The organism is Confluentibacter citreus, from assembly GCF_002807055.1.
Lineage (GTDB): Bacteria > Bacteroidota > Bacteroidia > Flavobacteriales > Flavobacteriaceae > Confluentibacter > Confluentibacter citreus.
This window is the reverse complement of record NZ_NIXN01000001.1, coordinates 1,215,674-1,228,907: the sequence shown is the minus strand read 5'-3', so window position 1 is coordinate 1,228,907 and position 13,234 is coordinate 1,215,674. Positions and strand designations below refer to the sequence as shown.

The window sequence follows — 13,234 nt, the reverse complement described above, 5'->3', positions numbered from 1 at the left end:
ATGCAAACCATATTCTGGATACTTATTTTTTTAGGAACTTACTGCTTTATGGAGTTTATGGCGTGGTTTACACATAAATACATCATGCACGGTTTTTTATGGAGTTTGCATAAAGATCACCACAAAAAAGATCATGATAGTTGGTTTGAACGCAACGACGCTTTCTTTATTTTCTATGCGGTGGTGAGCATTGGTTTCTTTTTACTTTGGAAATACACCAGTTTTTGGCCTGGCTTACCCATTGGTTTAGGCATATTTGCTTATGGATTGTCCTATTTTATGGTACACGATATTTTTATCCATCAGCGTTTTAAAATCTTTAGAGATGCCAATAATTGGTATGCAAAAGGTGTGAGACGCGCCCACAAAATGCACCACAAACATATTGGGAAAGAAGATGGCGAATGCTTCGGTATGCTCTTTGTCCCTTTTAAATATTTCAAGAAATAGATTTTTAACTTTAGAATGACGAACGACACCCATTTCGATTATATCATTATTGGAAATGGTTTATCAGGTTTACAATTAGCGCTGAAATTTGCTTCCGATTCATTTTTTAATGACAAACAAATCGCTTTAATTGATCCCTCCGAAAAAAACAGCAACGACAAAACATGGAGTTTTTGGGAAACACATCCGTCGCCATGGGATGCTATTGTCCACAAATCATGGCAACACGCCACCATAAAAACCTCAAAAAAAACAATAGCATTAAATCTTGAACCTTATACTTATAAAACCATACGCGCTATCGATTTTTATAACCATGCTAAAACCCAACTAAATCAACACAAGAACATTCATTTTATTATAGAAGAAGTTGAATTCGCAGAAGAAACCTCCTCCCAGGTTCTTGTGAAAACCGATAAACATATTTACACAGCGTTGCATGTTTTTGATAGTCGAATTCCCGAGGCCTTCTTAAAAACAGTCTCAACTTATACTACCATTAAACAACATTTTAAGGGCTGGATCATTAAAACGGATGTACCCACTTTTAATATAGACGCTATCGTTATGATGGATTATAGGTTGAAAGATGGCGAACAAACTACCTTTACTTATGTATTGCCTTTTTCTGAAACAGAAGCTTTGGTAGAGTTCACTTATTTCACGGAAAACATGGTGAATGACACTGTTTACGACCATTTCATAAAAAAATACATTGAAAATTTCCTTAAAATTGACACTTACACGATTACGGAAACCGAAAAAGGAATGATTCCGATGACGAATTTCCCATTTAAAGATTTCAACACCAAACACACCACAAAAATTGGCACTGGCGGGGGTTGGGTAAAGGGTTCTACTGGCTATTCGTTTAAACATACCGAAAAAAAAGTAGCCTTAATTTTAGCGAATTTAAAAGCAAACAAAAATCCTTCACATCAACTCTTTAAAGGAAAGTTTAAATTTTACGACACCGTTTTTCTAAAAGTTTTGAAAGATGAAAATGATAAAGGTGAATGGATTTTTCAACAATTTTATGATAAAAATTCCATACAAACAATGTTTCGTTTTTTAGATGAAGAATCGACTTTTCTTGAAGAACTTAAAATTATGTGGTCATTATTTTCTTGGACATTTATAAAAGCCTTTTTTAAAACACTTTAGCGTATAACGTTTATTGGCTTTCCGCTTATGTAAGCTTTTAAATTGTCGCTAACAATTCCCATCATTCGTGTTCTTGATTCTTTGGTAGCCCAAGCAATATGAGGTGTTATGATACAGTTTTTTGCTTTTAATAACGGATTGTTTTCTTGCATGGGTTCAGATGAAATCACATCAACCGCGGCGCCAGCTACTTTTCCCGAATTAAGCGCTTCCTTTAAATGGTCTTCAACAATTAAACCGCCTCTGGAAGTGTTAATCAGCATCACGCCATCCTTCATTTTGGAAATATGTTTTTTATTAATAATGCCTTTTGTGGTTTCAGTCAAGGGGCAATGCAAACTTATAATATCAGATTTCATCAACAATTCTTCCAATGCCACATACCGACAGGTATCAGATTCCAACGAAAAATCCTTGCTTCTATTATATGCCAAAATGTTCAAACCAAAAGCTTGAGCCATTTTTGCCGTGGTCTGACCTATACGTCCAAAACCAATAATGCCCATGGTTTTTCCCGCAAGCTCCATAAGCGGTGTATTCCAAAAACAAAAATCCAATGACTTCGTCCATTCACCGTCCTTTACAGCTTGGTTATGACCACCAATATGATGGCACATTTCTAACAACAGACCCATTGTAAACTGTGCTACAGAATTGGTGCTATAATCAGGTACATTGGTCACCAAAATATTTAATTTATGGGCTGTTTCTATATCTATAATGTTATAGCCAGTTGCCAAAACTCCGATGTATTTAAGGTTAGGAACTTGTGTGAGCACCTCTTTGGGAAAGGGAACTTTATTGGTGAATACTACTTCGGCATCTCCAATAGTTTTAATGACCGCTTTAGGACTAAAATCGGTACGATCGTAAACTTTTAAATCACCAAATTGTTTGAGGCCTTCCCATGTTAAATCACCAGGGTTTAAAGTGTACCCATCTAAAACTACCATGTTCATTTGTGTCTTTTTTAATATGATTAAATTAATGAAAAATGATTACAGTAGAAACTATTTCAACAAACCATCAATAGTGCTTCTTACCGTTTCACTATTCCAATTCGTAGCACCACTTTCATCAATGATAATGTTTCCTTCTTTATCAATTAAAAAAGTCCTTGGAATGGAAGTCACATCAAAAATAGCCGGATAATTACTGACTGGTCTATAAACTTCAAACGTATATTGCTTCTTTTCTAAAAAAGGTGTGATGTCGCTTAGTTCTTCATTAGTGACAAAAAGAAATACGACTTTGTCGTTATAATCATTATAAAGTTTTTGTAAACTGGGCATTTCGGCAATGCAGGGCGGACACCAAGTCGCCCAAAAATTGATTAAAATCACTTTGCCTTTTGCTTCTTGAAGATTATACCCAGCATTAGTTCCATCTATTAAGTTCCAGTTATATTCAGTTAATTTGGTTGACGTTTCATTTTTCTCTATGGATGGTTTGTTTATCAGCATGACGCCTTTTTGCAACAACACCTGTATCGGTTTTCGCGTCTGCGGAATGATTAAAGCAGCAACAATTATCAAAAAAATAATTTTACTTATTTGGCCTTTTTCCATAATTAAATATCTGATTTTTTAGCTTCTTCCCTTTTTTAAATTTGAAAATCAGAGATTTTCTAATTCCTTAATTTGGCAATCGCTTCGCTTCTTCCCAAAATACATCCATTTCAGCTAAGGTCATATCTTTAAGTGGCTTATTGATGGCTTTGGCTTTTTGCTCAAGATACTGAAAACGTTTTGAAAACTTTTTATTGGTGCGTTCTAAAGCATTTTCTGGATTGATTTTTAAAAACCGTGCATAGTTGACCATTGAAAACAAAACATCACCAAATTCACTTTCCATGGCGTTTTTATCACCTGATTCCACCTCAACTTTAAATTCATTCAGTTCTTCTTGAACTTTTTCCCAAACTTGTTCCGGTTTTTCCCAATCAAAACCAACGCCTGCTACTTTTTCTTGTATTCTGTTGGCTTTTACCAAGGCAGGAAGACTGTTAGGCACACCTTCCAAAACGCTTTTCTTCCCTTCCTTCAATTTTAAATTTTCCCAATTACGCTTCACATCCTCTTCATTCTCCACTTTTACATCGCCATAAATATGTGGATGCCTGCTTATTAATTTTTCGCAAATGCTATTACACACATCGGCAATATCAAAACTGTTGGTTTCACTGCCTATTTTAGCGTAAAAAACAATATGCAGCAAAACATCACCCAATTCTTTTTTGACTTCTTCCAAATCATTATCTAAAATGGCATCCCCCAATTCGTAGGTTTCCTCAATGGTTAAATGACGTAAGGTTTCCATGGTTTGCTTTTTGTCCCACGGACATTGAGTACGCAACTCATCCATAATAGTTAACAAACGGTCGAAGGCTTTTAGCTGATGGTCTCTGGTATTCATTAAAAGTGTTTTAGTAAAAATACAATTATAAATGATTTTTGTAATAGCGTTAATATAAAATACTATTAGTTTTCTATTGAGATTATTTTTAAAATTACTTAAAGTAAAAACAACTTGATTTTATCAGAAAAAACAGCTAGATTCGTTTCATTACTGATGAACTTTTTAGATAGTTGACTCATGAACTTAAGGAAAAATAATATGTACTATTTTGATAGCACTTATCATCTATATGAGCAATATAAAAAAATAAACATTCAGAAACCAGTTGTGGGATTTCAAATAGGTTATACAATAGATGGATTAGAAATTTTAGAACAGTTGGATTTCCTCTATGAAAAGGTAACAATAGCCAATAATTATTTTGCCGAACAAAACGAAGAATTAACAAAAAGGATTGAAACTTGGACACTGTACTGTATTGAAAATAATATAGATTACCTGCCTTATAGATTAGAAAAACGTGATGAACTTTCAAAAATTTATAATCACTATGAATCAATGAAAGTTTTATTTGAAGCAAAACTTTACACTGAAATGTTTTATTATAAAGCATTTCGATTACGAAACATAATTAGATATTCTGGCGGCTTGGGAAAAAATTTTGAATGTATAGGCATCAGAAATATTAGAAACATTCTTTTGGAACATCCTGAAAAATCTGGTTTTATTTATATCTATAATTTTGGACTAGGCATTAAAGATATAGGTCCAATTTTAAAAACTGGCAACCCTGAAAATGATGAAAAATTTAAAGACATAGGTCTTTTTAAAAATGCGACTGAATTCAAAATTAATCTAGAAAAAATATTAACCGACTTTATTAATTAAAAAAATGATTTTCAACACAAACACGTTTAAACTAACCATCTATCACTTCTAAAAGATCTCAAAACAAATTATTTGTCAATATTACCAAGATTTGGTATCTTCGATTTAAAATTTTTTTATTAAATGGGAAAAAACACGTCCATATCACTCGGAGATCATTTTGAAGAATTTATCAACGACGAAGTAAAGTCAGGCAGATACATTTCTGCTAGTGAGGTTATTCGTTCAGCATTGCGATTATTGGAACGTGAAGAGAAAAAAGAACAAGAACTGATTAAGGCTCTTGAGATAGGCGAAAAAAGCGGATTTATTGAAAGTTTCGACCCAAAACAAAATCTGTCTGATTTACATAGTCAACATTTATGAACAAAAGCAGCTATCGAATAAGCAAACAAGCGATTGACGATTTAAATGCTATTTGGATTTACACTTTTAATAAATGGTCTAAAGAACAAGCCGATAGATATTACGATTTGATTATTGAAGAGATTGAATTTATTGCTGATAATTACCTCATTGGAAAATCCGCAGAACAAACTCGAAAAAATTATAGGGTAACCAAAATTAAATCGCATCTTATATTTTACAGGAAAATCGAAAATGAAATCGTTGAGATTGTTAGAATTCTTCATCAACGAATGGATGTTAAAAAACAACTGAAATAATCCCCAACATTATCCATAAAAAAATCCAGCTAAAAGCTGGATTTTCAAATTTATAACATCTTAAAAATTAAGATGCATTTTGAATTTTAATTAAGTTTAAAGCAGAACCTGCATTATACCATTCAATTTGAGATTGATTGTAAGTGTGGTTTAATTTAATTAAATCTTTACTGCCATCGGCATGAACAGCCTCAAGGGTTAATTGCTTACCTGGTGCAAATGCGTTTAAATCCACAAAGTTGAATGTATCATCTTCTTGTATCAAATCGTAATCAGCTTCATTAGCAAATGTTAAACCTAACATCCCTTGTTTTTTAAGGTTTGTTTCGTGGATACGTGCAAACGATTTTACAATCACCGCCGCAACACCTAAAAACCGTGGTTGCATAGCAGCATGCTCTCGCGAAGACCCTTCACCGTAATTATGGTCGCCCACAACAATGGTTTTAATGCCTTTCGCTTTGTATTCACGTTGTACATTTGGCACACCACCATATTCGCCATTCAATTGATTTTTGACAAAATTTGTTTGTTGGTTAAAGGCATTTACTGCTCCAATTAAGGTGTTGTTTGCAATATTATCTAAATGCCCTCTAAAACGTAACCAAGGTCCTGCCATAGAAATATGGTCGGTTGTACATTTTCCAAAGGCTTTAATTAGCAATTTAGCACCCGTAATCGTATTTCCAATAGGCTCAAAAGGTGCTAATAATTGTAGACGCTCTGAATCTTCAGCAACTTTAACTTGCACATGGCTTCCATCTGCTTCAGGAGCTAAATACCCATTATCTTTCACTTCAAAACCTTTTGGTGGCAATTCCCATCCTGTTGGTTCATCAAACATCACTTCTTCTCCGTTCTCATTGATTAACGAATCTGTCATCGGATTAAAATCCAAACGTCCGGCAATAGCAATAGCTGCTGTAATTTCAGGAGACGCTACAAAGGCATGGGTATTCGGATTTCCATCAGCACGTTTAGCAAAGTTTCTATTGAATGAATGCACGATACTGTTTTTAGGCGCATTTTTTGGGTCGCTATAACGTGCCCATTGTCCAATACATGGTCCGCAAGCATTGGTGAAGATTTTAGCGTCTAATTTTTCAAATACTTGAAGGATCCCGTCTCTTTCGGCTGTGTATCTTACTTGTTCAGAACCTGGATTAATCCCTAATTCCGATTTCATCTTCACACCTTTATCCAAAGCTTGTTGTGCAATAGACGCTGCACGAGATAAATCTTCATAAGATGAATTGGTACAAGAACCAATCAATCCCCATTCTACAGCGATTGGCCAATCGTTAGCTTTGGCTTTTTCACCTATTTCTTTACCTACAGTCGATGATAAGTCTGGTGTAAATGGTCCGTTTAATAATGGTCCTAATTCAGACAAATTAATGTCTATAACTTGATCGAAAAACTGCTCAGGATTTGCATAAACCTCTGGATCAGCCGTTAAATACGATTTCACTTTATTGGCGGCATCAGCAACATCGGCTCTATCAGTAGAACGTAAATAACGTTCCATAGATTCGTCATAACCAAATGTAGAAGTGGTAGCTCCTATTTCAGCACCCATATTACAAATCGTTCCTTTACCAGTACAAGACATGGAAAGCGCTCCAGGTCCAAAATATTCAACAATCGCGCCTGTTCCACCTTTTACGGTTAGGATTTCAGCCACTTTTAAAATCACATCTTTTGGTGCAGTCCATCCAGATAACTTCCCTGTTAACCTCACACCTATCAATTTTGGGAATTTTAATTCCCAAGCCATACCTGCCATCACATCCACAGCATCGGCTCCACCAACTCCAATGGCAACCATTCCTAAACCACCAGCGTTTACTGTGTGTGAATCTGTACCAATCATCATACCACCTGGGAATGCATAATTTTCTAAAACCACTTGGTGAATAATACCTGCACCTGGTTTCCAGAAACCAATACCATATTTATTTGAAACGGACTCTAAGAAATCAAAAACCTCACTACTGACACTGTTGGCGTGTTTTAAATCTACCGCAGCACCATCTTTAGCTTGAATTAAGTGATCGCAATGCACCGTTGTTGGAACGGCTGCTTTACTTTTACCAGCTTGCATAAATTGCAATAAAGCCATTTGCGCGGTGGCATCTTGACAAGCAATACGGTCTGGAGCGAAATCAACATAATCCTTTCCTCTTGTAAAAGCCTTCGTTGGAGTTCCATCCCAAAGGTGATTGTATAATATTTTTTCGGAAAGCGTTAACGGTTTTCCAACTACTTCACGGGCTTTATCAACGCGCTCTGCCATTCTGGTGTAAACACCCTTAATCATGTCTATGTCAAATGCCATAATTCTATATAATTTATTTCAGTTTTTAATGTTGCAAATTACAAAATTAATGTAAAGTTTTAAAAATAAACCCATCAATACAAACAGCTATCATATTAATTTACTATAGTCACATAATAAATTAATATGATTAAATTTTTAACATTTTTTTTGATGAAAAATGATGATAGTTTAAAACAAACTCTTTATAATTTGTTCTTCAGAAATACCTTCTGCTTCAGCTTTGTAGTTTTTAATGATTCTGTGTCTTAGAATACTATGAGCAACAGCTTGCACATTCTCCATATCTGGTGAAAATTTACCATGAATGGCCGCATGGGTTTTGGCTGCTAAAATAAGGTTTTGAGATGCTCTTGGACCCGCGCCCCAATCAACATACGTTTTTACTAAAGCGGTGGCAGCGTTCGTATTGGGTCTTGTTTTTCCAACCATCGTTACGGCATATTCAATCACATTGTCTGGCACAGGAATACGACGCATTAAATGCTGATACTCTACGATCTCATCTGCCGAAAATAAGGCGTTTACTTTTGATGGCTCATCGTTTGTGGTTGTTTTTACCACTTGAACTTCTTCTTCAAAAGAAGGGTAATCTAAATTAATAGCAAACATAAAACGATCTAACTGAGCTTCTGGCAACGGATAGGTTCCTTCTTGCTCTATGGGATTTTGCGTTGCCAATACAAAATAAGGCAAACTCAATTTGTAATTATGTCCAGCTACGGTAACGGAGCGCTCTTGCATGGCTTCCAGTAGAGCTGCTTGGGTTTTTGGAGGCGTTCTATTGATCTCGTCTGCCAATATAATGTTGGCGAAAATAGGACCTTTAATAAATTTGAAATGCCTGTCTTCATCAAGTATTTCACTCCCTAAAATATCACTGGGCATTAAATCGGGCGTGAATTGAATGCGTTTAAAATCCAATCCCAATGCTTGGGCTATAGTGTTAACCATTAAAGTTTTAGCCAATCCCGGAACACCTATAAGCAATGAGTGACCACCAGAAAAAACAGAAATTAAAATTTGGTTTACTACGTCGTCTTGACCAATGATAACTTTGGCTATCTCCTTCTTAAGTTCTTTATATTTTTCTACAAATTGCTTTACGGCAGCGACGTCGGACATATATTTATTTTTTTAACCAATTACTAGAAAAATCACAGTCTTTATAGGCTTCACCAATCTTAATATAGGTATCCATTATTTTTTCTTCTTGCCACTCTTCAATCGTTTTTATCTGCTTTTCATTAAGAGCCAATTCTTTAATTTTTAAATAATCAGTTGCATAATCTGCTTCATGATCATCAATTCTACCTGTAACCGTTAAAATTTTAAACTTTACTTTACCTGTTCTTTCCGTTTCTGTCACAACAGGACTGACCTCATTATCTTTTAAATTTTGAATTTGTGTGTACAATTCAGTATCCATTTTGGTCAATTCAAATTTATAATCTTGGGTTTTCGGATTAATCATTTGTCCGCCATCTCCCCTAGTTTCTTTTCTATCGCTAGATTCTTTTGCAGCTTCAGCAAACGTAAGCTCTCCAGCAACAATTTTCTGCCTTATTTTATCAATGCGTTCTTTAGCTTCTTTTAGAGCTTCATCAGACACCTTTGGAATCAGCAAAATATGGCTCACGTCATACTCTTTCCCTCTTATTTTCTCCACTTTAATGATGTGGAAACCGAAATCTGTTTCAAAAGGATCTGAAATATCTCCCTCTCGCATAGAAAAAGCAACATCTCTAAATTCTTTAACCATTTTTGGCTTATCCCTGTGCATTGTGCCAACACTACCGCCCGCCCGACCAGACTCTTTATCATCAGAATATAGTACTGCTTTAGTACGGAAACTAGCCCCATTTTCAATAACATCTCTCTTAAACTCGTTTAAACGGTCTATTATTTTTTGTTTGTCTTCTACAGACACTTTAGGGTCTACAACTATTTCGGCAACTTTCAACTCCGTTCCAAATGTTGGTCGTTGTTCTTTTGGGATTTTATTAAAAAACTGTCTTACTTCCTCAGGGGTTATTTCAACCTCTTCAACAATCTTCTCCTGCATTCTCGCAGAAAGCTTGTTGTTTTTTATTGATTCAAACATTTCGTCCCTAAGACTTTTTTCATTCTCTTTTCTATAAAATGCTACTAGACGTTCCATAGAACCGTTCATCTCTTGAAGAAATTGGTCTATCACATAATCTGCCTCCCCTTTCACCTCAGCATCAGAAACAATAATACTATCCTGAATGGCATGGTGTGCGTATAGTTTTGATTCTAGCATTCGCCCAAATAGCTGGCAATCTGTTACATCATCTAAATTAGCTCCCGAGGCAATTAACTGCTGTCTTTCTTTTGGGATATCAGATTCTAATACAATAAAATCGCCCACCACGGCTGCAACACCATCTACTTTACGAGGTTTGAATGCTTCTATAGAATCTACTTTTACTTCAGTAGGCGTTTCAACCTTTTCATCTTCAATAATTTCCTGGGCAGTTATAACATTTATCAATAACAATGTTAAACTTAATGTGACTATATGTTTCAAATTAATTATAAATTTCAAATTGTTTATTTTTAATGGCATCTTTGGTTATGTCCTTTTCTAATTCCCTAATTATTTCCAGTTTCCTTTTATTAATAACGATTTGGTCGATAGTAGGTTTTACGTATTCTAAAGGAGCTGTATCATTACGTAATAATACATCATTTATTTGCACCAAATATACTCCTAATGAATCTTTGAGCTCTATAAAATTAGATTTTTTTAACAATTCATCTCTGTTTTCGGATGTAATTACTGGAATTTTATCAACTACCTGACTTGCTTTAACCCAAATAGAATCCTTTAATGAATAGGATTTAAATTGAATGGATAAGGAATCCAGTTCTTTTCTATCTGCTGTATTAAAACGTTTAAACTTTTGTTCAATATTTTTATAATTAATAATATTTTCATGCACATGAATATATCTCAATTTAAGAAGCTCTTCATTTAATTTAAAAACCTCCTTATTTAAATTATAATATACTTCGGCTTCTGCAGTTGTTACACTGGTATCGATGCTTCTTTTTACCAATGCTTCAATATAGGCTTTAGTATATAAATCGTGTTTATATTGTACTACCAGTTTATCAAACGCCACTTGTTTTTCTTCGCTTAAATTGCGCAAGGCACCATCTACAAACAATTGCTGTGTAGCCCATCTATTAATAAAATTTTGAACTAAAAGAATGCTATCTTCTTTATTGGTACCTTCAGACACTAAATCTTTTATGTCATCGTAATATAGATATGTGTCATTAACCCGCGCAACAGCGACTCTATCATCTACTTTTTTAAAAAAATGACATGATGTAACTAATATAAATATGATGACTATTCTAAAACGCACTTACTGGTTCTTAATTTGAGTTTTTACTTTAGTTAGTGATTCTTGATTCACTTCCACTTTATATTTTGTTTTTAGACCTTCAAGCCATTTGTTTTCTTTAACAACCTGATAATCTGAAATAACTTCACCTCTAGCCTCTTCAAATGTTTTTAATTTTTTAGGCATAACATCTTTTACCTGCACTACCACAAAAGCATCATGATGCTTGTATACTTTGGAAACGCCTTTTTTAAAGTCAAAATTATCTGGAAGAACCTGATGGTTAGCGTCCATAACATCTGATGTAAAAAGCACTTGAACTTCCTCATTGTTATTTACAAGTTTTTTTATCTCGTCTAAACCCATATTTGTAGCCAATAATTTAGACACTCTTTTTATGGTGTTTTGTTTAGCTGATGAGGCGACAATGGCATCTATGCGCTCAGGGAAAAAATAATTTTCTTTATGGTTTCCATAATATTTTTGAATCTCTAATGAATCAGACGTTGTGTTATTCCAAATGACATTTTCCATCAAATCAAACAATAGTAAACCATCTCGATATTCGTTAACAATATTCGCAAAGTCTACACTTTCATTTTCCAAATTGGCTTCTTGGTATTGTGTCAAACTAGTATTTAAAAAAGAATCATAGGCTTTTGTAACTATATCGGTATAGGTTTCTTTTACTGACACATTACTCTGGTTATTAACCAAATAATTTCCAAAATCTTTATACAAAAAGCGTTTATCATTAATTTTGAAAAGCGTTTTATCACTTTCAAATTCAATGGGCAATTGCCATGAACGCTTAAAATAGTTTTCATTTAAAAGTGATGCAAAATAAGCTAAAGCGGGCTGATGATTGTTAACACCATATTTGGCCTTTAGTTTGTCATACAAGGCTTTATCAATAATTTTAGAACGGTCGTCACGCTTTACTTGGTCTTCTAATTGAGCTTTTAAATTTTGAAAAGGCTCTACGGGTTTTTTACCATAAAGCTTGACAATGTGCCAACCAAAATTACTTTTAAATGGTTTAGATACATCCCCTATATTTTCCAGTGCAAAAGCGACATCTTCAAATTCTTGAGAACTTAATTGACCTGAAGTGAAAGGCGACAACAATCCGCCTTTTGAAGCAGAATTTGTATCATTGGAAAATTGTTTTGCCAATGCTTCAAAATTCTCTCCTTGATTCAATTTTTTATAAATATCCTGAATTCTCATTTCTGAACTACTCGCTATGGAATCTGCTTTTTTATCAACTACCATAATATGTGCTACCGTGCGTTCTCCTCTAGATTTTCGTTTGTCTTTCACATAAACAATATGGTATCCAAATTGGGTTCTAAATGGTTGTGATATCTCGCCCATTTTAGTATTGTATGCAGCTGTTTCAAACGGATAAACCATTTTAAACCCTGAAAAATACCCCAAATCTTCCCCGAAAACAGTTTGTCCATTATGCGTTTCTAATCTAACGGTTTCGAACCCTTGCTTTACTGCACGATCCCGAAATTTCAAAATGGTGTTATAGGCATCCAAAGTATCCTGCGCATTGGCATTTTGGTCTACTCTTACCAATATATGTGATGCCTTCACTTCATTTAAAACCCTATCGTAAGCTTCTTCAACCAGCGCTTCTGTTACTTCACTATCGGTAATAAAATTTTGAGCAAGTTGTTTTTTATAAGTACCTAATTCTCTAATGTAAGATGGCTTTCTATCAAAGCCTAACGATTTGGCTTCCTTAAGTTTCAACTTATAATTAATGAACATATTTAAATATTCATCAACATCTTTTTGCGATTCATCTTGAACCAAATCCAAATTCTTATTATAAACCCTAATAAATTCTGATGTGTAAATAGAATCTCCGTCAACTGTAAAGAGAACGTCTTTGCTTTTTGATTGCGCTTGACCATCTAACAAAAAAAATGTCAATAAAAAAACAGAAAAACACTTCAACTTCATGTAATCTTTTAAATTTT

The 13,234-nt window shown here is 34.4% G+C and carries 13 protein-coding genes; 5 read left to right on the top strand and 8 right to left on the bottom strand.

All coding sequences use genetic code 11. The features are described from left to right. Positions 1-450, top strand: a complete 450-nt coding sequence (locus tag CDH49_RS05395) for a sterol desaturase family protein (RefSeq protein WP_100614345.1) — start codon at positions 1-3, stop codon at positions 448-450. A 15-nt stretch (positions 451-465) separates the two neighbouring features. Continuing rightward, on the top strand, positions 466-1,614 hold the full coding sequence (locus CDH49_RS05390; protein ID WP_100614344.1) for a lycopene cyclase family protein: 1,149 nt from the start codon (positions 466-468) through the stop codon (positions 1,612-1,614). Here the strand turns inward: CDH49_RS05390 and CDH49_RS05385 are convergent. The 3 genes from CDH49_RS05385 to mazG all read right to left on the bottom strand — a co-directional run bounded on the left by CDH49_RS05385 (position 1,611) and on the right by mazG (position 4,029). Further along, a complete protein-coding gene (locus tag CDH49_RS05385; protein WP_100614343.1) occupies positions 1,611-2,573 on the bottom strand; it encodes a D-2-hydroxyacid dehydrogenase in 963 nt (320 codons plus the stop codon). The genes CDH49_RS05390 and CDH49_RS05385 overlap by 4 nt on opposite strands. Positions 2,574-2,624: 51 nt before the next feature. After that, positions 2,625-3,182, bottom strand: coding sequence for a TlpA family protein disulfide reductase (locus CDH49_RS05380; RefSeq protein WP_100614342.1), 558 nt, complete (start codon positions 3,180-3,182; stop codon positions 2,625-2,627). 67 nt (positions 3,183-3,249) lie between these two features. Beyond that, entirely contained in the window at positions 3,250-4,029 is a 780-nt protein-coding gene (gene mazG, locus CDH49_RS05375; protein ID WP_100614341.1) for a nucleoside triphosphate pyrophosphohydrolase, read from the bottom strand. A gap of 201 nt (positions 4,030-4,230) precedes the next feature. On the opposite strand from mazG, the gene CDH49_RS05370 reads away from it, so the two are divergent. The 3 genes from CDH49_RS05370 (at position 4,231) to CDH49_RS05360 (ending at position 5,525) form a co-directional block, all read left to right on the top strand. After that, a complete protein-coding gene (locus tag CDH49_RS05370; RefSeq protein ID WP_100614340.1) occupies positions 4,231-4,860 on the top strand; it encodes a hypothetical protein in 630 nt (209 codons plus the stop codon). 123 nt (positions 4,861-4,983) lie between these two features. Then, on the top strand, positions 4,984-5,226 hold the full coding sequence (locus CDH49_RS05365; protein WP_100614339.1) for a type II toxin-antitoxin system ParD family antitoxin: 243 nt from the start codon (positions 4,984-4,986) through the stop codon (positions 5,224-5,226). Further along, on the top strand, positions 5,223-5,525 hold the full coding sequence (locus CDH49_RS05360) for a type II toxin-antitoxin system RelE/ParE family toxin (protein ID WP_100614338.1): 303 nt from the start codon (positions 5,223-5,225) through the stop codon (positions 5,523-5,525). The genes CDH49_RS05365 and CDH49_RS05360 overlap by 4 nt, the downstream gene beginning before the upstream one ends. Positions 5,526-5,592: 67 nt before the next feature. Here CDH49_RS05360 and CDH49_RS05355 read toward each other — a convergent pair whose 3' ends face one another. The 5 genes from CDH49_RS05355 to CDH49_RS05335 form a co-directional block, all read right to left on the bottom strand. Then, entirely contained in the window at positions 5,593-7,863 is a 2,271-nt protein-coding gene (locus CDH49_RS05355) for an aconitate hydratase (protein ID WP_100614337.1), read from the bottom strand. Between the two features lie 171 nt (positions 7,864-8,034). Beyond that, on the bottom strand, positions 8,035-8,988 hold the full coding sequence (locus CDH49_RS05350) for an AAA family ATPase (protein ID WP_100614336.1): 954 nt from the start codon (positions 8,986-8,988) through the stop codon (positions 8,035-8,037). Positions 8,989-8,992: 4 nt separating this feature from the next. After that, on the bottom strand, positions 8,993-10,453 hold the full coding sequence (locus tag CDH49_RS05345; RefSeq protein WP_100614335.1) for a peptidylprolyl isomerase: 1,461 nt from the start codon (positions 10,451-10,453) through the stop codon (positions 8,993-8,995). Further along, on the bottom strand, positions 10,416-11,261 hold the full coding sequence (locus CDH49_RS05340) for a peptidyl-prolyl cis-trans isomerase (protein ID WP_239970577.1): 846 nt from the start codon (positions 11,259-11,261) through the stop codon (positions 10,416-10,418). The genes CDH49_RS05345 and CDH49_RS05340 overlap by 38 nt, the downstream gene beginning before the upstream one ends. Continuing rightward, entirely contained in the window at positions 11,262-13,217 is a 1,956-nt protein-coding gene (locus CDH49_RS05335; RefSeq protein WP_100614334.1) for a peptidylprolyl isomerase, read from the bottom strand. It lies immediately after the preceding gene. Positions 13,218-13,234: the final 17 nt, after the last annotated feature.

Excerpts from the sequence above, each read along its gene's own strand:
- CDH49_RS05395 (WP_100614345.1), top strand. The coding sequence starts at position 1 with ATGCAAACCATATTCTGGATACTTATTTTTTTAGGAACTTACTGCTTT.
- CDH49_RS05390 (WP_100614344.1), top strand. The coding sequence starts at position 466 with ATGACGAACGACACCCATTTCGATTATATCATTATTGGAAATGGTTTA.
- CDH49_RS05385 (WP_100614343.1), bottom strand. The coding sequence starts at position 2,573 with ATGAACATGGTAGTTTTAGATGGGTACACTTTAAACCCTGGTGATTTA.
- CDH49_RS05380 (WP_100614342.1), bottom strand. The coding sequence starts at position 3,182 with ATGGAAAAAGGCCAAATAAGTAAAATTATTTTTTTGATAATTGTTGCT.
- mazG (WP_100614341.1), bottom strand. The coding sequence starts at position 4,029 with ATGAATACCAGAGACCATCAGCTAAAAGCCTTCGACCGTTTGTTAACT.
- CDH49_RS05370 (WP_100614340.1), top strand. The coding sequence starts at position 4,231 with ATGTACTATTTTGATAGCACTTATCATCTATATGAGCAATATAAAAAA.
- CDH49_RS05365 (WP_100614339.1), top strand. The coding sequence starts at position 4,984 with ATGGGAAAAAACACGTCCATATCACTCGGAGATCATTTTGAAGAATTT.
- CDH49_RS05360 (WP_100614338.1), top strand. The coding sequence starts at position 5,223 with ATGAACAAAAGCAGCTATCGAATAAGCAAACAAGCGATTGACGATTTA.
- CDH49_RS05355 (WP_100614337.1), bottom strand. The coding sequence starts at position 7,863 with ATGGCATTTGACATAGACATGATTAAGGGTGTTTACACCAGAATGGCA.
- CDH49_RS05350 (WP_100614336.1), bottom strand. The coding sequence starts at position 8,988 with ATGTCCGACGTCGCTGCCGTAAAGCAATTTGTAGAAAAATATAAAGAA.
- CDH49_RS05345 (WP_100614335.1), bottom strand. The coding sequence starts at position 10,453 with ATGCCATTAAAAATAAACAATTTGAAATTTATAATTAATTTGAAACAT.
- CDH49_RS05335 (WP_100614334.1), bottom strand. The coding sequence starts at position 13,217 with ATGAAGTTGAAGTGTTTTTCTGTTTTTTTATTGACATTTTTTTTGTTA.